At 57.7% G+C, this 18,129-nt stretch carries 22 protein-coding genes and 1 pseudogene; 14 read left to right on the forward strand and 9 right to left on the reverse strand.

The genetic code is table 11. The features are described from left to right. The first annotated feature begins 115 nt into the window (after nucleotides 1–115). The gene (locus BM399_RS05390; protein ID WP_244531083.1) at nucleotides 116–1,351 is read left to right on the forward strand and encodes a GGDEF domain-containing protein; all 1,236 of its coding nucleotides are present in this window, start codon (nucleotides 116–118) and stop codon (nucleotides 1,349–1,351) included. 303 nt (nucleotides 1,352–1,654) lie between these two features. Further along, entirely contained in the window at nucleotides 1,655–1,912 is a 258-nt protein-coding gene (locus BM399_RS05395; RefSeq protein ID WP_092865210.1) for a hypothetical protein, read from the forward strand. Between the two features lie 65 nt (nucleotides 1,913–1,977). Here BM399_RS05395 and BM399_RS05400 read toward each other — a convergent pair whose 3' ends face one another. From BM399_RS05400 to BM399_RS05410, 3 genes are all read right to left on the reverse strand, one after another. After that, a complete protein-coding gene (locus BM399_RS05400) occupies nucleotides 1,978–2,823 on the reverse strand; it encodes an SDR family NAD(P)-dependent oxidoreductase (RefSeq protein WP_092865213.1) in 846 nt (281 codons plus the stop codon). Between the two features lie 241 nt (nucleotides 2,824–3,064). After that, nucleotides 3,065–3,772, reverse strand: coding sequence for a carbonic anhydrase family protein (locus BM399_RS05405; protein ID WP_092866379.1), 708 nt, complete (start codon nucleotides 3,770–3,772; stop codon nucleotides 3,065–3,067). 185 nt (nucleotides 3,773–3,957) lie between these two features. After that, entirely contained in the window at nucleotides 3,958–4,311 is a 354-nt protein-coding gene (locus BM399_RS05410) for a bactofilin family protein (RefSeq protein ID WP_092865216.1), read from the reverse strand. Nucleotides 4,312–4,509: 198 nt separating this feature from the next. Between BM399_RS05410 and BM399_RS05415 the strand changes: the two genes are divergently transcribed. Beyond that, nucleotides 4,510–4,797, forward strand: coding sequence for a hypothetical protein (locus BM399_RS05415; RefSeq protein ID WP_092865219.1), 288 nt, complete (start codon nucleotides 4,510–4,512; stop codon nucleotides 4,795–4,797). Between the two features lie 163 nt (nucleotides 4,798–4,960). Here the strand turns inward: BM399_RS05415 and BM399_RS05420 are convergent, their stop codons facing one another. Continuing rightward, the gene (locus BM399_RS05420; protein ID WP_092865222.1) at nucleotides 4,961–5,155 is read right to left on the reverse strand and encodes a hypothetical protein; all 195 of its coding nucleotides are present in this window, start codon (nucleotides 5,153–5,155) and stop codon (nucleotides 4,961–4,963) included. Between the two features lie 134 nt (nucleotides 5,156–5,289). Next, entirely contained in the window at nucleotides 5,290–6,462 is a 1,173-nt protein-coding gene (locus tag BM399_RS05425) for a serine hydrolase domain-containing protein (protein ID WP_092865225.1), read from the reverse strand. Between the two features lie 254 nt (nucleotides 6,463–6,716). On the opposite strand from BM399_RS05425, the gene BM399_RS05430 reads away from it, so the two are divergent. Beyond that, complete coding sequence (locus BM399_RS05430) at nucleotides 6,717–7,079, forward strand: c-type cytochrome (protein WP_092865228.1); 363 nt, start codon at nucleotides 6,717–6,719, stop codon at nucleotides 7,077–7,079. A 23-nt stretch (nucleotides 7,080–7,102) separates the two neighbouring features. Here BM399_RS05430 and BM399_RS05435 read toward each other — a convergent pair whose 3' ends face one another. Next, nucleotides 7,103–7,483, reverse strand: coding sequence for a hypothetical protein (locus BM399_RS05435; protein WP_092865231.1), 381 nt, complete (start codon nucleotides 7,481–7,483; stop codon nucleotides 7,103–7,105). 127 nt (nucleotides 7,484–7,610) lie between these two features. On the opposite strand from BM399_RS05435, the gene BM399_RS05440 reads away from it, so the two are divergent. From BM399_RS05440 to BM399_RS05470, 6 genes are all read left to right on the forward strand, one after another. Further along, a complete protein-coding gene (locus BM399_RS05440) occupies nucleotides 7,611–7,859 on the forward strand; it encodes a hypothetical protein (RefSeq protein WP_143111336.1) in 249 nt (82 codons plus the stop codon). Nucleotides 7,860–8,064: 205 nt separating this feature from the next. Further along, the gene (locus BM399_RS05445; protein WP_092865237.1) at nucleotides 8,065–8,349 is read left to right on the forward strand and encodes a hypothetical protein; all 285 of its coding nucleotides are present in this window, start codon (nucleotides 8,065–8,067) and stop codon (nucleotides 8,347–8,349) included. 189 nt (nucleotides 8,350–8,538) lie between these two features. Beyond that, nucleotides 8,539–8,772: a hypothetical protein gene (locus BM399_RS05450; RefSeq protein ID WP_092865240.1), complete on the forward strand. Its 234-nt coding sequence runs from the start codon at nucleotides 8,539–8,541 to the stop codon at nucleotides 8,770–8,772. An 896-nt stretch (nucleotides 8,773–9,668) separates the two neighbouring features. Then, entirely contained in the window at nucleotides 9,669–10,535 is an 867-nt protein-coding gene (locus BM399_RS05460; protein WP_092865243.1) for a DUF4231 domain-containing protein, read from the forward strand. A 10-nt stretch (nucleotides 10,536–10,545) separates the two neighbouring features. Further along, complete coding sequence (locus BM399_RS05465) at nucleotides 10,546–11,040, forward strand: TIR domain-containing protein (RefSeq protein WP_092865246.1); 495 nt, start codon at nucleotides 10,546–10,548, stop codon at nucleotides 11,038–11,040. A 218-nt stretch (nucleotides 11,041–11,258) separates the two neighbouring features. Next, nucleotides 11,259–11,669 carry a hypothetical protein gene (locus BM399_RS05470; RefSeq protein WP_092865249.1) on the forward strand — a complete coding sequence of 137 codons (411 nt, stop codon included), beginning with the start codon at nucleotides 11,259–11,261 and terminating at the stop codon, nucleotides 11,667–11,669. 181 nt (nucleotides 11,670–11,850) lie between these two features. Here the strand turns inward: BM399_RS05470 and BM399_RS05475 are convergent, their stop codons facing one another. Further along, on the reverse strand, nucleotides 11,851–12,324 hold the full coding sequence (locus BM399_RS05475) for a VOC family protein (RefSeq protein WP_244531084.1): 474 nt from the start codon (nucleotides 12,322–12,324) through the stop codon (nucleotides 11,851–11,853). A gap of 338 nt (nucleotides 12,325–12,662) precedes the next feature. Here BM399_RS05475 and BM399_RS05480 point away from each other — a divergent pair, with 338 nt between their 5' ends. The 4 genes and pseudogenes from BM399_RS05480 (at nucleotide 12,663) to arsH (ending at nucleotide 14,670) form a co-directional block, all read left to right on the forward strand. Next, nucleotides 12,663–13,010 (forward strand): ArsR/SmtB family transcription factor, encoded by a 348-nt coding sequence (locus tag BM399_RS05480; protein WP_092865252.1) that lies wholly within the window; start codon nucleotides 12,663–12,665, stop codon nucleotides 13,008–13,010. Then, nucleotides 13,007–13,213 (forward strand): annotated as a pseudogene (locus BM399_RS05485) (arsenate reductase/protein-tyrosine-phosphatase family protein); the annotation flags it as partial. The gene BM399_RS05480 and the pseudogene BM399_RS05485, both read left to right, overlap by 4 nt. A 30-nt stretch (nucleotides 13,214–13,243) precedes the next feature. Then, the gene (locus BM399_RS05490; protein ID WP_092865255.1) at nucleotides 13,244–13,951 is read left to right on the forward strand and encodes an aquaporin; all 708 of its coding nucleotides are present in this window, start codon (nucleotides 13,244–13,246) and stop codon (nucleotides 13,949–13,951) included. Continuing rightward, a complete protein-coding gene (gene arsH, locus BM399_RS05495; RefSeq protein WP_092865258.1) occupies nucleotides 13,951–14,670 on the forward strand; it encodes an arsenical resistance protein ArsH in 720 nt (239 codons plus the stop codon). Before BM399_RS05490 ends, arsH begins: the two co-directional genes overlap by 1 nt. Nucleotides 14,671–15,643: 973 nt before the next feature. Here arsH and BM399_RS05505 read toward each other — a convergent pair. Both BM399_RS05505 and BM399_RS05510 read right to left on the reverse strand, forming a co-directional pair. Next, the gene (locus tag BM399_RS05505) at nucleotides 15,644–16,567 is read right to left on the reverse strand and encodes a DUF4435 domain-containing protein (RefSeq protein ID WP_092865265.1); all 924 of its coding nucleotides are present in this window, start codon (nucleotides 16,565–16,567) and stop codon (nucleotides 15,644–15,646) included. Nucleotide 16,568: 1 nt separating this feature from the next. Continuing rightward, a complete protein-coding gene (locus tag BM399_RS05510; RefSeq protein WP_092865268.1) occupies nucleotides 16,569–17,993 on the reverse strand; it encodes an AAA family ATPase in 1,425 nt (474 codons plus the stop codon). Nucleotides 17,994–18,129: the final 136 nt, after the last annotated feature.

Genomic DNA, 18,129 nt, shown 5'->3' on the forward strand with positions numbered 1-18,129 from the left:
CTGCTCACATGCCTCCAGGCTTACCTCATCTGTGTACCTCCTATTAATGCGCCGGCCCTAACGTTGGTTTTGCTCATGCTGATGAACCAAGCAGAGTTTGCGTGTGGTGGACCGAGTGACGGGCGATTCTATCCCTGCCGGCATCGACTCGACGATCGTCGAGAGGACGATCGATTCTGGCTTCCCGTTGTTGATGTTTCCCCGCCGGCTCGAGGCGGCATTCGAAGGCGAAGGCGCTGCCGAGCGGTGCCGGAAACTCGCTATCGGCGGCCTGTTCGGCATCGTGCTTTACAATCTGTTTTTGATATCGGACCGCCTGACGGCGCCCGATACTTTTCATATAGCGGTGTGGCTGCGCCTTGGGGTTGTTACGCCCATTGCGTTGCTCCTGATCGCGGCTCTTTACCTCAATCCGCCCGTCGCGGTGCGCGAATTGATTGTGGCAGGTGGCGCCGTCATCCTTGGAGCGGGCAGCAACTTCTATTTGATGCTGGTTGCACACGGGCAGCACCACGACGCTCAGCACCAAGTCATCATCTTGATCCTGCTTTTCGTGACGATGGTTGAGCGGGTTCGGTTCTGGTACGCGGTCGCGGCGTGTCTTGGGTGCTTTGCGATCCACGCCACGGCCCTGGCAATGCTTCCCGCCTACCCGCTCCAATATCAGATCTCGTCGAATGCCGTTTTCGGCTGTGCCGTTGTCCTGTCGATCTTCGCCTCGTACGTGCTCGAACGCGAAATGCGGATGAACTTTCTTCTGTCGCTGCGGGGACGTCTACAGCGCCGCGATCTCGACCTCGAGACCCGCCGCGATCCGTTGACCGGTCTTCTCAACCGCCGCTCGCTCGACGAAGTGATAGAAGCTTGCAACCAGAGCAAGTCTGCCGGGCTGGAACTCGCGATCGTGCTGCTCGATATCGACCGCTTCAAGTCATTCAACGATACCGCAGGTCATCAGGCAGGCGATGTATGCCTGAAGCGCGTCGCCGGCATCATTCAGAGCGAGCTGCGCGATTACGTAGATGCGGCGTTCCGGTTCGGCGGGGAAGAATTCATTCTCGTCCTGCGCGGGATTGATCTTGCCACCGCCGTCAGGATTTCGGAGCGCATCAGGCGCGCGATCGAAGACGCTGCAATTCCGCATCCCGCGTTACCATTGGGCGAAGTCGTAACCGTGAGCATGGGCGTCGCGTCCGCCGTTGTGAGCCGCGAGATACGAGTTGGCGTCATCATTGCCGCTGCAGATACGGCGCTATATGCGGCGAAGCGCAACGGACGAAATCAGGTTTCGCCACGCCTGCCGACCGCAGACATCGTCGAGATGCCGGATCGCAAACTTCGTTCGAAGTGAAATCCTCTCTGTGCCGATAAGTCTCAAGCCGCGCGTATTTTCGTCGAATTGAATTCGAAGGGACTGCTTTCCGTTGTGCGATCGCTCATCGGCGCGTGCTGAGCTTCGCAGCGTCTTGCTAAACTTCAATGCATGCATATGCGCATTCTTCATGCATCAGTCGATTTCTAACATGCGTGTGACGCGTGCGATTTCATTGACATCCTTCTTGCCCTGTTGCGTTTCTGTTTGTCGCTATTGACCGCGGAACAACGTCACGTCATTTGCGTTGCCTCTGGGGAATAGCTTTGAAGGAAGATCGAAATGCAAAGGCTCGCAATTTTTGCGGCGGTGACGCTTGCTTTGTCCGGTAGTGCTCTCGCGGTGAGCCAAGCTGTCAAGGATGCGTGCAGTTCCGATTACGCAGCCTATTGCAGCCAGCATAAAGTCGGTTCGGAAGCTGGAAGGCAGTGCATGCGCGAACATCGCAAAATGCTGACCGAGAGTTGCATTCATGCGCTCGGCAAGTCGAGCGAAGTCACGCAAGCCGACATCGAGCTCTACAAGCGCGAGCACCAGTAAGTAGCCGGTTCGAGATCCGGCGACCGCCGCCTGCCGTAAGCAGGCGGCGGATTGCTGTGTCCGGATCACCAGCGGACCTTATTCAACGAAAAAAACCGGATGAAGATTTTGCGCACGAGCGTGCTTGGCAATTTGCCGCGCGCGAAGTGCATGAACTTCGCCGTCGGCCCGACCGCATAGCGAAACTTGGGCCTCTTGGTCTCAAGTGCATTGGCGACCGCTTTGGCGACCTCTACCGGGTCCCGTGCAGCTTTTGCGACATGCGCGTCAACCACAACCTCGAGATGGTGCAGCATGGGAAAGTAAGGGCTCGTCTTTGGCAATACTCGCGGTGAGCTTTCCCAGATGCTCGTTTTGTACGCTCCGGGCTCGACCAATATAATATCGATATTGAAATGCTCGACCTCGTAGGCGAGGGACTCCGCCCATCCTTCGATCGCCCATTTGGATGCCGTGTATGGTGAGTTCGCTGGCATGCCAGCGAAGGCGGCCTCGCTCGAAATGATGACGATCCGCCCATGCCGCTGAGCGCGGAACGTAGGCAGCAAGCGCTTTGTCAGCGCCAGCACTCCGAAGTAATTGACCTCCATCACATGGCGCACGTGTTGTTCGTCCAGATCCTCGAACACGCCGCCGACCGCGACGCCGGCGTTTTGGACGACGGCGTCGAGAGGGCGATCAGGAAGGCCAAGGCTCGCGACCGCGCGGTCGATGGATTGCGGATCGGTCACGTCGAGCTGCTCTATCCGGACGTTCGAACTCGCTCCCCCGGCGGCCAGCGCACGGTCGAGCTCGTGGCGTTTTGCGAGGTCGCGCATGGTGGCGACGACGTCCCAGCCGCGTTTTGCAAGCTCGACAACCGTCACTAGACCGAAGCCGGACGATGTTCCGGTGACGAGAACTGTTGGCATGATCGGAAAACCTCTCCCGGGTTAGGGTCATCCAAGAGATTACGCGAGCAACGGCTCCGGGGCGAGGTCGCGCTGTTCCCTGGGGAACAGAGGCCCGTACGCACACGTGCTTTAGTCCGGCTGGCCGGCTTCCGCATCGCGGTGTCGGTCCCGAAGCGCCTAGTCTGTGGACCCGCCGGCTCACAGGTGCGGTGTAAAGCGGCCGACTCCCCGGCGCGATGGCTGGCCCCGGTCGTCGGGCCTAGTCGAGAAAGGTGACGCGGCCGGTTGCGATGTCGTGCATCGCGGAGACGATTTTCAGCTCCTTTGCGGCGACGAGGTCGACGAGGACGCTGCCATTTTTCGTGAGATTTTCGACTCCGAGCCTGGCGTTCGAGATTGCCACGCGCTGGACGAAATCATCGTTCTTCGCCGTGTGTTCCCCCGGCGCATCCTTGTTGGCTTCAACGGCGGGGCTGATCTTTGCGAGCAGCTCCGTCAACATGCCGAGTTTGGCGCCGTCGATTGCGCCTTTGACGGCGCCGCATTCGCTGTGGCCGAGCACGACAATCAGTTTCGCCCCGGCGAGCTTGGTCGCGAACTCGGAGCTGCCGATGATATCGTCGTTGACGACATTGCCAGCGACGCGGGCGCTGAAAATGTCGCCTATGCGCTGATCGAATACGAGTTCAGGGGGCACGCGGGAATCGATGCAGCCGATCACGATGGACGCCGGGTATTGCCCGGTTGCCGTGGCGTGCACTTGCTTCATGAGATTGCAATTCAGCGTTTTCCCGGAGACGAAGCGCTGGTTCCCCGCCTTCAGGCCCGCCAAGGCTTCATCAGGCGTGATCGCCGCCTGCCGGGCTTTCGTAAATGCCTCGCACTGCCCGGCCGCGAAGGCCCGGTCAAGTGTGAGCAGGCTCGCAGCGATAGCTCCGCTACGGCAGAACTGACGACGTGAGAACATGGCCATCCCCCTTGGCTCGAAGAGGAATCAGCTCGCATAAGCCTGAACGGTGCGCCGCTGCCCCGAAGCACTGTATGCACCAGTTCGCGGCAGGCGGTGAGTTCTTTTTATCGGCGTGAGCTTAAGTGCTCCCCAGTAGTGGCCCCCGGGCCGATCTGGTCGAGCCGGCTGCCAGCTGGCCCCCGCTATAGCAATTGCAGCGGGTCGGTGTGGCGGCGCGATTTGCCTTCGAAAAACGAGCCGTTCTCCAGCAACAGCCGCTTGTGCACGATGTCAGCGTTGACCGAGCAGGCGGCCTTGAGCGTCAGCAGGTTTGCGAAAATCTCGCCCGTAACCTCGCCCATCACCGTCACCTCCTCGGACTTGATCGTTCCTTCGATCACGCCGCGTTCTGTGACAATGAGCGAGAGGCAGTTAACGTCGCCAAGGACGGTCCCGTCGATGACGACGGGTCCAGGGTAATCTACGCCCCCTTCAATCGTCGCCGTGCGTGGGATGGAAAGCGTGCGGCCGATGTTTCCCGGCTTTCGCTCGATCATTGATATCGCCCCATAGCTGATGCCGTTTCCCGCGGGGGCACTTTTGGAAAGATTGGTGGCGAATTTCGGGCCTGACTGAACGATGTGACGTCTCGCCTCAAATTGTTTTCGCGGCGGCTTGCAACACCGCTTGCGCGTTCGCAGCCAATCGTATTAGCAACCGCCCGGAAACCGGCACTAAAAGGAGTCTTTATTGTCATGGCGGACAACACCAATACGAACGCGGCAATCGCGGACATGAAGCGCGAGATCGCCGAGCTCTCGGGGCTGTCGCTCGCCACGGGCGTCATCCTCACGCAGCTTCTGCAGAAAATCGCCAGCCGCGAGATGAACCCGCAGGCATCCGCCACCACGATCGTGAACAACGCACGAGCGGCAATCGAAAGCTTCACCTCGAAGGCGGGGTCAGATCCCGTGATGAAGGCGCGGGCGCTCGACGCGGTGAAGCAATACGAGGATCAGATCCGCTCGGTGCTTCGGGATTAGAAATTTTGCTGGCGCGCGGTGGCCCGGTTCTCTGTCGCGTCTCGCGACCGCCGCCGGCCGTGCGCCTCAGCATTTCGCGAAGCAGCCTTGGCTATTCCGCTTCGCGAATCCCGCCGTCTGCAGGAGGGGCTGCATTCGCCTCGCGGAAATCGACCACCGCTCACTAGGCTTCGCGTGGTCTAATCCGCTTTAAGAATTCCCATACCGGCAGAGCGGTCAGGCCGCCGACGAAACCTCCGATGTAGCTCGGCAACGGGAAGTTGAGAATGGAGAGCCACACACGGCCGGCAATCCAACTCACGAACAGCATCGCGATGACGGTGATGAGAAGCCGCTGCCAGAAGGGGAGGTGGAACATGTTTGGGTCCGAGATCGCTGAGGAAATATTGCAAGGCCGCCCGCCGATGCGTAACGGCGGAACGATTCTATCTTAGATCGGGGCGTTCGTCCGCGTTAGGATGGTTACCTTCGTTTTGCACGCGCCCCGTCCCTTCACATATTTCGTGTATATTTCGCATAGAGCGTTTTCATCACCTCCAGCGTGGCGGGGTCGGCTCTGGGGCCGCCGATATTTGTCGCCACAACGATCGCCAAGTCACGATCGACATCAACAATGACGGACGCGAAGTTCATGCCGTTCGAGCCATTGTGCGTCAGCAGCGGTTTATCTGACCAGTCGAACTTCGACAGACCCCAGCCGAGTGCGTAGGATCCGGTCTTCGGCGTGCCGGGCTTCGGGTTCTTAATCTCCATGTCAACGACCGGCTGATGGATGCGCTTCAGCGTCTCCGGCTTGACGAGCGCCGGTCCGCGCTTGCCTTCGCCTGCGTTCCATCCGGCCCACGTCGCGAAGTCCTTGATGCTCATGTGGGCGAGCCCGGCGGGGCCAAGGGAACTTGGAAGATCAGCCGGTTGGCCCCAGGGGAACGGGGTTACCTTGCCCTTGTCGTCGACGCGGTGGCCGACCGGAGCATCGTATTCGCCGAACGTCGCTTGCGCACCAAGACCGGCGGTCTTGAGGTCGAGCGGCATATAGATGCGCTCGAACATCAGCCGCTCCCAAGGCTTGCCGGAAGCCTTCTCGATCATCGCGCCGGCGATGACATAGCCGAGGTTCGCATACTGAAATTTGCCCGAATTTCCAAAGCTCGGATCGTGCTTCGAGCCCCAGTCCTTGATCATTCGCAAGCGCCAATCGGTGAGCGAGTGGTCGTGCGCGTCCGCGTCGAAGTAGAGCCTGCCGATCTCGTCGTTGTCAGCCGCCACGCCACTTGTGTGGGAGAGAAGCTCGCGCAGCGTAATGGCGCCAAATCTCGGCCGGAGACCGGGGATGACGGGGCCTAGCACCTCGCTGATGGTCGAGTCCCAGCGGAGCTTGCCTTCATCGACCAGCATGCCCGCGAGCGTCGCCGTCATCGCCTTGGTGTCGGAGCCGAGGTGGAAGCGGTCGTCAACCGTCACCAGCGCGTCCCTGCCGGAAACGCGGACGCCGACCGCGCCGGCCGCGACCAGCTTTCCATCCTTCACCACCGCGGCTGCGAGGGCCGGCAGCTGATATTTGGCGCGGATGGGATCGAGGATCGTGTTGAGGTTCTCTTCGGCGAGCGCGGGTGCCGTGCAATTCAAGGCGAAGAGCATTGCGAGGAAGGTGAAAAGGACGCGCATGAAACACCCGTTTTTTGTGACGATAGCTCGGAATGCCACACGCTGTCCCGGCTGACGGCCGGTCCGATAGGGGTTTGGTTTAGCGCCGGTTAAAACGACATCGTTCGACGGTATCTTAAGCGCCGGGAACGCCAGAAATGGCGACTGGGGCTTATATGGATTGTCTAAAATCAATATGTGTCGGGTGCGATGTGGTTAGGGTCGCCTCGAGGAAGCGCAACGCAACCTGACAGAGGGGCAAACAGGGGGCAGGTATGGGAAATCTTGGCAATTGCATCCGGATCATCGCGATGGCGCTCGGCACGCTTGCCGCGGTGTCGCCAGGCTTCGCCGCGCCACCGGACGATTATAACGCTGCCGCTAAAGGCCTGGCGATCCTCGAGAAGAATTGCGCGCGCTGCCATGCGCTCGGACTGACGGGCGCCAGTCCGCATCCGCAGGCGCCGCCGTTCCGCGACGTCGTCGAGCGCTATCCGGTTGAAGACCTCGAGGAATCGCTCGCCGAGGGCATCGTCTCCGGGCATCCCGACATGCCGGAATTCACCTTCGAGGCGGATGAGGTCAATTCGATCGTGACTTACCTCAACAGCCTGAAGGCGAAAGAGAACGCCAAATAGAGAGTTACACGCACGAGTTATCCTCAGGCGCGGCGCACGGACGGCCAGGCGACGATCGCGAAAAGGATCATCGACGCCAATAGTCCGGTGGAGCCTGCCGCAGCGAAGGGCTGGCCCGCTTCGGTGCGTCCCATGAAGATCTGGACGAGGCCGGCGAGCATGATCAGCAGGCTCGCCTCGGCCAGCCAGAAATGCGCGGCTGCGAGGCGGCTCTTAGCTGCGGCTGGGAAGAGATGATAGAAAAATCCGAATAGCGCGAAGCTGACCCAGCCGACGACGAGCATGTGTGCGTGCGTCGGCATTTGAGCATGATCTTCCGTCATGCCCATCACAAGGCCAAGCGTCATGCCGAGCACGGCGTAAATCAGCGCGGATGCGAAGAAGCGGCTTGCTAATCCGGTCATTGTTGTTCTCCCCGTCAGGTCTGTCTTTTCCGCCAGTAGTGCCCAAATGGCATTGCAGAAACGGTTGGCGAAGGCATTCGAGTCGTCTGATTAGCCGTGGCTAAGAGATACGACAAGGAGTTCAGTGATGAGATGGAATTGGCGGCTTATGGCGGGTGCCGCGTTGATCGTCATGTTTGCTGCACCGGCGGCGCAGGCGGAGACGGCGGCAAGCGCGGCGCGTGCTGCACGCGCTAAGAACTATCAGCACCGGAACCTTTACCCCGCGTACCCCGCAGAGCGTTTCAGCGGTCAGCACGAGACTTGGCGCGGCGGCGACCGTGATTTCGAGTATCGCCGGGCCCGTCGCCATGCTGCGGAACGCGGCTACAGATAGGGCAGGCGGCCCGAGCGGGGCGGCCGTTGCTCGGCCGGGTGATTTCGCGAGCAAATGCGGGAAGATAGGCGTTTCCAGCGCAGCTGGTGTGTCTTTCCGCCGCCCGGGTGGCCGGAACAGGGGCTCGCGCATCGCGTTCCCAACAGTATGCGCGGGCATGTCAACGCCTGCTTAACCGAACAGTCGGAGAGACACAGTGAGCGCAATGACGAAACGGAATTGGACGGCAGCGGCAGCGGCCGCATTGATGGTGGCGTTCGTTGCCCCTATGGCGCAGGCGGACTCGATTTCCAGTGTCGAGGGTGCGCGTGCGAAGGAACGCCAGGGCCGATATCTGAACAGACAGGATCGCGAGCAGCTGCGCCGCTACGGCGGCAACGACGATTCCTGGCGCGGCTATCGTGGATATGACTACAGCTACGGCTACGATGGTCCGGGCGTCAGCGTGTACGTTGGTCCGCGCGGATACTATGGACCGTACGATTACTAATTGCATCGAATTGCACCGATTTGAGCGGCGGACTTCCGGTCCGCCGCTTTTCTTTTGGGCCTAATGCCGCGGCCCGCTTCGTTGGAACGGTCGCGAAGCGTTCGAGTTGGCAACGCTATGTCAGAGCATCCATGCGCTGGCACTCCCGCCTGAAGACTTGGGGCCGGATACACGACAAGGAGTTCAGTGATGAAAAGGAATTGGACGGCTGCTGCGGGCGCAGCGTTGATCTTGGCGTCGTTTTTTGCGCCGTTGGCGCAGGCTGAGTCGATCTCCGGCGTCGAGGGCGCTCGCGCAAAGGCCCGGACGGGAGAGCCATTGAGCCCGCGCGAGCGCTCGATGCTGCACAGATGGGGTACCGGTACCGGCCGCCACATCCCGAGCGGCCGCGTCCATCGCAGCCCGCCGAATGGCGGGTATTAATTTGAGTTTTTGATGTGAGGAAGACGCAACGGGCGCGCGCAAGCGGCCGGTGAAGTAAGCAAGCACACACGGCGGCCGGCTCGCAGTAGGCGAGTCGCCGTGTGCAAATAAAAAACGGAAGCGGAGCGCGGGAAGCGCTAAAAGTGTTCCGGAACTTTAAAGCGCTTCGGGGGCGCTCCGCCGCAGGCACTCTTTTCCATTTGGGCGATATGGGCGGTTCCTTATGCCGCCAGCAGGGGTGCTGCATACTCCGAGCATCGCGCCAAATCCTGCGTTCGCGCCTTGGGCCGTTACGTCCTTGCGCGCGAACGATCACCTACGCCCCACCCCCAGTCGCTAAACGGGTCTCGAGACTGTCCGTCGGTCGTCGAGGCGAGGTGAGGGGAAGTATGGGGTGTGCGGAGAGAGCGGGGATAAGTTTTATTGGTGGGATTATTGCGATGCGCGGCTATTAAACTTCGTCACTGCATTATTGTAATCGGTAGTGGCTTCATCGGCTTCTCGTCTCAAGCAAGACAAAAATTCTTCGATTCCGAATTTGTAAGACACCATTCCGCGTTTGCAGCTGTCGAATTCGTTCTGGTCGTCAAATCTGCTGTAGCCATACACGCATGATGGTGCGTCGGGTTTATAACATGATGCATAAGAGATTCCTGGCAGGAAAATAAATCCTGTCACTAGTGCACGGATGCTAAGATTCATTTTTGTTCTCGATCTCATCCAGAAATTCCCGTCTCTTCGCCGGATCGGATCCGTGCTAATCGATACTTCGCTTGCAAAGCTAGTTATTTTACGTTTTGCACTTCCGCGTTCATTTCTTTATTCCGCGATTGTTGTAATGGGGCCCAGCTTGAATCATATTTGCGGAGCACGCTTCGCTGGGGGACGAAGACGACATGAAGCAAGAAGACTATCCTGCTTTATTCCTTGACGCTGATGCAGCCTCTAACCTGTATCAGTCCAAGTTCTTGCGGCTTATCCGTGGAGAGTACATGGTACTATTCCTCGCGGCCGTATTCTCAATGAATTTTTTTACCGATGTTATTTATGGCGTGCTTTACGCAGGTGTTTTCTTCGTGGGTTTGCTCGTCCTCGTGAGTCGGGCGCAGACCAAGCCAGAGCAGTGGTGGTATCGTTGTCGCGCACTCGCTGAGAGCGTGAAAACTTTAACGTGGCGCTACATGATGCGAGCCACGCCTTTTGAGGGTGATGAAGCGACTGCTAAGCTAAAATTACGCGACGAACTGCACAAAATGTTTCGTGAGAACAAGGATGTGGCAAAGCAGATAACCAATGACTGGTCGGGCAACAATCAGATAACAGAAGCTATGGTCGAGGTGCGAGGGCTAAAGCGGGTCGATCGGATGACCTATTACCTTAAACACCGCGTAGATGAACAGCGCGGTTGGTACAATCGCAAGTCAAAGACCAATCGAGACTGCGCAAAGTTGTGGTTTTGGATAAGCGGCATCGCTTACGTTCTCGCGGGCAGTATGGTCCTATCTCGCATTGCTTATCCCGATTGGAAGTTTTGGCCGATTGAACCGCTGATCGTCGTTGCCACGTCTATTGTTGGTTGGATGCAGATTAAAAAATTCAATGAGCTCGCCGCCGCTTACACGGTTGCTGCCCACGAAATAGGATTGATCCGTCCCATGGCGGACGCTGTGACCAATGAAGCGAGTTTTTCAGAGTTCGTGAATGATGCAGAGAAGGCGTTTTCGCGAGAGCACACTCTTTGGATTGCGAGACAATCGGATTAAGGGGGGGGCTGTGGCTAATGTTGCATACATCGTCTTCGATGGCGACAACGACAAGTGGGCATACGCCTATATTAAGGGATGGAAAGAAAATAAAAATATCGATTTTGACTATAACGATGCTCACGATCTGGACTCAATGAGCGGGCGTGCGCAATACGAGCAATATGTTAAGTCGAAGTTGCGAGAGCGGATGGAAGAATCAGACGCGGTTGTTGTTTTGATCGGCGAAAAAACGAAAAATCTTTACAAATACATTCGATGGGAATTGGACCTCGCGCTTGATCTCGGCCTACCCATTATCGCGGCCAATCTTAACAAAACGAATGGACAGGATGCTGACCTGTGTCCTGCCATTATTCGAGATAAGGCCTGTGTGGTGCATATTCCCTATACCCTTAAGGCGCTCAAGCACGCCATGACCAACTTTCCCGGATTTTTCCGCCGATTGAGTGCAGCAGAAAAGAAGGCCAAGACGACGTATTCATACAAGCAGTTCGATACGTAGACGTGTCCGCCCTGCCCGAATAGGCAAAGGGTTCGCGAGAGGCTACGTACTTTCGTTTGCCGGCCCCACCCGGCGCTGCGCGCCGCGCTCCCCGCAAGCGGGAGGGTAAGTTATTCCGCCGCTTGCTTCTTGCTCGCAGGCTTCGGCTTTCTCGCCAGCACCGGCTTCATGATACTGTCCCGTGTTGGTTTCCTTGACCTCGGTGCAGCGGAGGAAGCATGGCGTTCGCGATCAAGGCTGAGGTTGTCGATCCGCGTGCGGGGACGTTTGTGTTCGTCGCGCAGAAGACGATGTACGGCGGGAAGCTCATCGCCGAGGGCGACGTTATTTTCGTGTTCGCGAGCGAGAACGAGGGTGGGCAGGGGCTCATCGCGCGCGGCGTCGTCACTTCGGCTGAGGCGACTCCGAGGAAGCCCGGTGTCGAGCGGCAAACTCCGCGCGTGAGCGTCACGATCCGCCGCACAGCGCTCGCGAAGCAGCCGCTGGGTCGTGCCAAGCTCAAGGCTTTCTCCGATTGGAACGACGGCCGTCCGGAGACCGAGCTCAATTTCAAATTCTACCGGCAGGCGACGAACAAGATCGTCGGGATCTCGGATGAAGCCGCGATGTTTCTAGGTAGATTTTTCTAGTTGGCGCACGGCGACACGCGTTCCGCGCGCCGGCCGCCGTGCGCTGCTGGCCGCTTCCCCCACCCGGCGCTTTTTGATTGCGGCTTCCGACTCCGCTCCGCGGAGCCGGCCGGAAGCCGCGCTTTGCGCCACCCTCCCCGCAAGGGGGAGGTAAGTGATCGCGGGCGCGGACTCGATGGCGTCAGCCGCGGCGGGCCTTTTCGATGGCGGCGACGTCGATCTTCTGCATGGTCATCATGGCTTCGAACGCGCGCTTTGCTTCGTCGCCTCCGGCAGCCAGCGCCTCCATCAATACGCGCGGCGTGATCTGCCAGTTGACGCCCCATTTATCGCTGCACCACCCGCACTCGCTCTCCTTGCCGCCGTTGCCGACGATGGCATTCCAATAACGGTCGGTTTCCTCCTGATTGTCGGTGGCGATCTGAAAGGAGAAAGCTATGCTGTGCTTTATCTCCGGGCCGCCATTGATGCCCATGCACGGGATGCCGGCGACGGTGAATTCGACCACCAGCGGGTTGCCCTTCTTGCCGGACGGGTAGTCGCTCGGCGCGTAGTGGATGGCGCCGACTTTGCTGTCCGGGAAGGTCTTGGCGTAGAAGTGGGCGGCGGCTTCGGCGTCCTTGTCGTACCAGACGCAAATCGTGTTCTTGGGCACGCGGTGTCCTCCCTGAGAGACGTTTCGATCGCTTAGGTGCTTGGTTTTCTTAAGACGGTCTCGCCGGTCCAGTTCCGACATGGGGAAGTGTCTTTTGTGGGCGCCTTCCGACTCGCCTCCGGCGAGCCGGCCGGAAGGCGCGGGAATGTTGCTTCTTTCATGCATTATTGAAGTTCGAATAAGGCAATAAGCGTGCGCAACCGGCCGGCTCGCGGAACGCGAGTCGGTTGCGCCAACCAATGTTCCGCGGCGTTGGGTCTTCGTGCGAGCGCCTCGAATGCTTCGTCTCGATCCATTTTTACATTTGCATGATTCAACAAATGTTGTAGTGTGTAATTATGAACAGCAAAGACGCCGTGACCTGCCTTGCCGCCCTGGCCCATGACCAGCGTTTGGCCATCTTCCGCCTTCTGGTGAGGGAAGGCCCTTCCGGTCTGCCTGCAGGAGAGATTGCCGATGCCGTCGGCGCGACCCCAACGGGGGCTTCCTTCCATTTGAAGGAGCTGGACCGTGCGGGCCTCATCCACGCCACGCGGGTCGGCCGCTACATCCGCTATGCGGTGCATTTCGACAGGGTTCGCCAGATGCTGACGTTCCTGACGGAAGACTGCTGCCAGGGTCAGCCGGAGCTTTGCGGTTCAACGATCAAGAAAGCGCGCAAGTTGTGTAAGGGAGATGCGAAATGACCGAAGACCGCCCCCTCAACGTTCTCTTTCTCTGCACGGGCAATTCCGCCCGTTCGATCATCGCCGAGGCCATCATCAACCGCGTTGGCGCGGGAAAATTCAAAGGCTACAGCGCCGGAAGCATGCCCAAGGGGCAAGTGCATCCGCTGGCGATCAATCTGCTCAACAAACTCAATTACGACACGAGCGCGCTGCGGGCCAAAATCGACGTGACGCCTGAGAGGGCGTGAGACGTGGGACCGTATGCCCTTGGCCAGCGTCTTGGCGCGGAGTTCCTCGGCACGGCGATGCTCCTCGCCACGGTCATCGGCTCCGGTATCATGGGCGCCAAGCTCTCGGCCGGGAATGACGCTCTCGCGCTGTTGGGCAACACGCTTCCGACCGGAGCCATTCTCGTCGTGTTGATCACGGTCCTCGGCCCTGTTTCCGGCGCGCACTTCAATCCCGCCGTTTCAGGCGTGTTTTGCCTGCGCGGCGGGATCAGCTTCCGCCTCGCGCTCCTTTACGTCCTGGCGCAAGTCTGTGGAGGTCTTGTCGGCGTGGCTGCGGCGCACGCGATGTTCGACCTGCCGCTGATGCAGATGGCGACGAAGGCGAGGACCGGAACCGGTCAATGGTTCGCGGAAGGCGTCGCCACCTTCGGCCTGCTGCTGACCATTCTCGGCACGCTGCAGGCAAGACCCAAGGCCATGGCGGTCAACGTCGGTCTTTACATCACGGCCGCGTATTGGTTCACCGCATCGACTTCGTTTGCCAATCCGGCGGTGACGATTGCCCGCGCCTTCTCCGACACCTTCGCGGGCATCCGTTTAGCCGACGTTCCACCCTTCATTGCCGCGCAGCTCGCGGGTGCGCTGCTCGCCATGCTCGTGGCTGGATGGCTCTTCCATCCTTCACCTAGAAGAGAGACCAACACTGTGCTGACAAGGAAGATAGCGTAATGGCCAACAACGGCGCGGATGACCTGCACAACGTCGTCCATGATCATCTGCACATTCCGGCCGCCGAGAAGCTCGCCGCCACGGCAAGCCACAAGCCGCGCATCCTTCTTCTTTACGGCTCGCTCCGCGCGCGGTCGTACAGCCGCTTCCTCACGATGGAGGCGGCGCGCCTGCTGGAGCACTTCGGCGCCGAAGCCAAGATCTACGACCCGCACGGGCTTCCACTGCCGGACGATGTGCCGGAAACGCACCCCAAGGTGCAGGAGCTGCGCGAGCTTGCAGCGTGGTCTGAAGGACAGGTGTGGTGCTCGCCGGAGCGCCACGGCGCGATGAGCGGGGTGATGAAGTCCCAGATCGACTGGATACCCTTGTCCTCCGGCGCCATTCGGCCGACGCAGGGCAAAACCCTCGCGGTGATGCAGGTCAGCGGCGGCTCGCAGTCCTTCAACGCCGTGAACCAAATGCGCGTGCTTGGCCGCTGGATGCGGATGATCACCATTCCGAACCAATCGTCGGTGGCGAAGGCCTTCACCGAGTTCGACGAGGACGGCCGCATGAAGCCGTCGTCTTACTACGACCGCGTGGTGGACGTGATGGAGGAGCTGGTGAAGTTCACCCTGCTCACCCGCGACCGCGCGGACTATCTCGTAGATCGCTACAGCGAGCGGAAGGAGAGCGCCGAGGAGCTGTCACGGCGGGTCAACCAACGCTCCATCTAGCGCGCCTTTTCGATTGCGCCTTCCGACTCGCCTCCGGCGAGCCGGCCGGAAGGCGCGGGAATGTCGCGTCTTGTCCGCATCGCGCGCGTGCTCGCAAAGCGGTTGAGGCTGCCCCATCCGAGCGCCGCGCGACGCCTCACGCGATGCCCTTGCCGGATGGGTGAGGGGATTATCGGGAATGGGGAGAGGGCGGGGATAAGTTTTTTTTGGGGGAACGTAGAAGGCGCTGGGTGCAAATTGAGAGCGCGGGTTAAGTGGTCTGCTTCGGGCCAAAAGTAGCCCAAAGCATCACGAGTCCACGTCTAACTCCGCGTTCAGAAGCAAAGCCAGGCGCCTAAGCAGGTTGCGGGCGTCCCGCCCTTGCAGGCCATCTGCGAGGAGTGACACTCGATCATCCCCGAGCCGGTGCAGGTGGTTTTCACGGGCCCCTTCCCTATAAGCCCTCGCCCGGCAATCGTATTCTTAAGTGCGTTTGTGGAGAACAGAACTGCCAAATCGTGGGTGACGTTATCGCCAATGGCTCCGACCCTCGTACATTCGGCTGCCTGAGCCATCGCGGAAAGTGCGCCTACCATGACCGCGGCCACGAAGCCTAACTTGAAAACCTGCATTGCAACCCCCCGTGCGGACAAATCTACTCGAACGCTAGTCCAGTGCTTGGCGGTTGCCAAGTAAAGGACCGTTGCCGGCACAGATATTTCCCGCAGTGCGATTTATGAGGCGCACCGCATGGCCATCGATGCGTGTCCGATTTGGGTCAGAAGCAGACAAGTAAGGGCTCGCGGGTGAGGCTGCCCCATCCGAGCGCCGCGCGACGCCTCGTGCGATGCCCTTGCCGGATGGGTGAGGGGATTATTGGGGATGCGGAGAGGGCGGGGATAAGTTTTTTGTGGGGGTTAACCAAGCGCCGCGCATCGCGGTCTGTTCTGCAGAGCGGAGTCGCGATGCGCAACCAAAATAGAGAGCAGGATATTTAAGCTGGACCCATGTTCCGCTTCCCAACTTGTCTCAAAAAATCACTCAGTCCCTGCGGTACATCGGACCTTGTCGCAAGAGATCGCATAGTGAGGTGTTGGGTGGAAAAATGAAGTCGAACCGAGTTGTCGAATATCCCTCTGCTACCTGCCTGGCGTTCTACAGCTAACAGTTCAAGCCATTTCAGGAAGAATGCCAAGATAAATTTGCCCCGATGTCGGGAGGGCGAATCCAGACCCTCAAACTCTAGATCGATTTGCTTTGTCTCTTCAGCTCCAGGCTCGCGCATAAGGGGGATCAAAGCCTTCAAATCGTCTGAGGTCGCTATTATTCTGACGGCCGCGAGTTCCGTCGAAACGTATTTGGCGAGACGATTATCAATTCCGCTGCCTATCAATCCGATTGAGAGTCGGCGAGCATAGAAAATGCGCCTGTTTGCTGGCGACATACCTTCGCAAAAACTCTCTAAGTCTTTAGCGAAGGCAGAAAGCGCTCGATCAATTTGTTCGCCGATGCATTTAAATTCATCGATAAGAACACTTGAGAGAACTTTTGGTGAAACAAGATAGTTTTCGGTCGAGTACATGTCAGTCATGAATATGTCGGAACTTTGTGACTGCCCCTTCAGATCGTCAAAGTCGCGGTCGACGAAAAAATGCACTCCCTGGCTTAACTGCTTGTCGTGAGGGGCAAATTTCGATCTGAATATAAGTATTTGATCTTTTCCGTTTGCGAGTATGGGTTCGAAAATGATTGAGTCGTCACAACGCGATATCCATACGCAATAAGGTCCAATATCTTCGAAGCCCTCGAATACAAAGATCGGCTTTGTTTTCTCACGCGATCGAACAGCTAGAATCTGTAATTTGAGAACAATTGGACTTTTCCTACTCCGTCTTAGATCTGAGACCAAAGACGACATTTCAGGATCCTATTGTTTCATTGCGGGTGCGCGTGACGTCGAACGGACTCGCGCATGCATCTAACTCGTTTTCAAAAACAAAGGGAGAGTGTGTAATCGCTAGCAGCTGAAGGCAAGTTGGGGAGTTGACAACATCTGGTAACAACCGTCTCTGCCATTCTATTGATAATGACAATTCTGGTTCATCAATCAAAACGATTTTCTGCCTTTGACTCAGGTAGAGATGCGCGAATAAAGAAATGACTTGTTTTTCTCCAGATGATAAATCGTCCAGCCGAATTTCAGTCCCTGTCCAGACGTTCATGACTTTGACTTTCATCTGAGTCGCGTCGTACAGAAGTAGCTTCTGGTCACCAGAGCGGCTAAGATATTCATTCGAAATCTGAACGAATCTTTCTATATCCGACTCAACTTCCTTGGTTTGGTTCACCACCTTCGCAAGTCGCGCCAGGAAATAACGCAAAGGCTCGTGGCCCACGTCATTTATTTGGCCGCTATTGTAAAGGTTTGTAATAGCATCAAGCCGCTGTTTTGCATCGTTTGATGACTGTTCGATTCGGGAAAAAAATAATCTCAGCGTGTCAATTTCTGGAAGCGGTTCATGCTGCGCATCACGAACTGCAGAACGGCCTGCGAGCAAATCGTCGATAATGGCTGCGCTAATTTTGCGGTAACCGATATTTGACTGACGCTGTATGTATTCGGTGAGATACCCCAATCTGTCTTCGACGTCAGCCAAGCCATAGTTGATGCCTGACGTGGAAAGAGGTTGCTCAAAAGGCTCCTCAGAAAGAGATCTTCGTTGTAGTCGCGATGGGCGACCGTGTAGGCGTCGATTTTCGCGTTTGGATCTCGATAGTTCTACACGACGATAGGTGGGTAAATATAGAGTTTCGGTGGATCCTAGAATGGTTTTGAGTGTGGAGCTGACGTTCTCGGCCTCATCTGAATGATCAACATCGAGAGCTGTTTGAAGCACACGAATGCGATCTAATGTCCCTTCGGATGACCAGGGCGAATTCGTCCATACGCGGTGAAATATTGGGACTTCGCGAAAATCGTGGTGCTTTATTCGACGGACAGCGTCGCGTACGTCGGCTTCGCTCGCATCTGAATACAGGGTAAATTCTTGAAGTAACCTTTGAGCGTCCTCGCTGATTGTATGCAGTTGATTTCTGTGGAGTATGAGTGGACGTGGTAGTCCCGCCAGTTCACATTCTATTCGGTCGAACTGAAGATTTGATAGTTTTAAAAAATTGCGCGAAAGAAATGCGTCAAGCGAGGATAGAAAAATTGTTTTTCCGGCGCCATTTTCGGCAATCACAATTTTTGTTTTGTTCTGAAAATCGAGCCGGATGTTTTTGTATCCGTGAAGTCCAATGAGTTGGAAACTAATGAGGGGTTCATCTCCATTTGCCACAGACATCTTCCCTCTAATGCTAAGCAATAGGATTTCACTGAAGAACTAACATCATAAGATAGGGAATCTTGCAACCACAGCTGGAGTCCCTATGACGCCGGGGGCGGATTGCTAAGCCCGGGCCATTTAGCCTAATCTCCTA

The sequence above is a fragment of the Hyphomicrobium facile genome (assembly GCF_900116175.1).
In the GTDB taxonomy this organism is placed as follows: Bacteria; Pseudomonadota; Alphaproteobacteria; order Rhizobiales; family Hyphomicrobiaceae; genus Hyphomicrobium_B; species Hyphomicrobium_B facile.

Excerpts from the sequence above, each read along its gene's own strand:
- BM399_RS05395 (WP_092865210.1), top strand. The coding sequence starts at position 1,655 with ATGCAAAGGCTCGCAATTTTTGCGGCGGTGACGCTTGCTTTGTCCGGT.
- BM399_RS05400 (WP_092865213.1), bottom strand. The coding sequence starts at position 2,823 with ATGCCAACAGTTCTCGTCACCGGAACATCGTCCGGCTTCGGTCTAGTG.
- BM399_RS05405 (WP_092866379.1), bottom strand. The coding sequence starts at position 3,772 with ATGTTCTCACGTCGTCAGTTCTGCCGTAGCGGAGCTATCGCTGCGAGC.
- BM399_RS05410 (WP_092865216.1), bottom strand. The coding sequence starts at position 4,311 with ATGATCGAGCGAAAGCCGGGAAACATCGGCCGCACGCTTTCCATCCCA.
- BM399_RS05415 (WP_092865219.1), top strand. The coding sequence starts at position 4,510 with ATGGCGGACAACACCAATACGAACGCGGCAATCGCGGACATGAAGCGC.
- BM399_RS05420 (WP_092865222.1), bottom strand. The coding sequence starts at position 5,155 with ATGTTCCACCTCCCCTTCTGGCAGCGGCTTCTCATCACCGTCATCGCG.
- BM399_RS05425 (WP_092865225.1), bottom strand. The coding sequence starts at position 6,462 with ATGCGCGTCCTTTTCACCTTCCTCGCAATGCTCTTCGCCTTGAATTGC.
- BM399_RS05430 (WP_092865228.1), top strand. The coding sequence starts at position 6,717 with ATGGGAAATCTTGGCAATTGCATCCGGATCATCGCGATGGCGCTCGGC.
- BM399_RS05435 (WP_092865231.1), bottom strand. The coding sequence starts at position 7,483 with ATGACCGGATTAGCAAGCCGCTTCTTCGCATCCGCGCTGATTTACGCC.
- BM399_RS05440 (WP_143111336.1), top strand. The coding sequence starts at position 7,611 with ATGAGATGGAATTGGCGGCTTATGGCGGGTGCCGCGTTGATCGTCATG.
- BM399_RS05445 (WP_092865237.1), top strand. The coding sequence starts at position 8,065 with ATGACGAAACGGAATTGGACGGCAGCGGCAGCGGCCGCATTGATGGTG.
- BM399_RS05450 (WP_092865240.1), top strand. The coding sequence starts at position 8,539 with ATGAAAAGGAATTGGACGGCTGCTGCGGGCGCAGCGTTGATCTTGGCG.
- BM399_RS05460 (WP_092865243.1), top strand. The coding sequence starts at position 9,669 with ATGAAGCAAGAAGACTATCCTGCTTTATTCCTTGACGCTGATGCAGCC.
- BM399_RS05470 (WP_092865249.1), top strand. The coding sequence starts at position 11,259 with ATGGCGTTCGCGATCAAGGCTGAGGTTGTCGATCCGCGTGCGGGGACG.
- BM399_RS05480 (WP_092865252.1), top strand. The coding sequence starts at position 12,663 with ATGAACAGCAAAGACGCCGTGACCTGCCTTGCCGCCCTGGCCCATGAC.
- arsH (WP_092865258.1), top strand. The coding sequence starts at position 13,951 with ATGGCCAACAACGGCGCGGATGACCTGCACAACGTCGTCCATGATCAT.
- BM399_RS05505 (WP_092865265.1), bottom strand. The coding sequence starts at position 16,567 with ATGTCGTCTTTGGTCTCAGATCTAAGACGGAGTAGGAAAAGTCCAATT.
- BM399_RS05510 (WP_092865268.1), bottom strand. The coding sequence starts at position 17,993 with ATGTCTGTGGCAAATGGAGATGAACCCCTCATTAGTTTCCAACTCATT.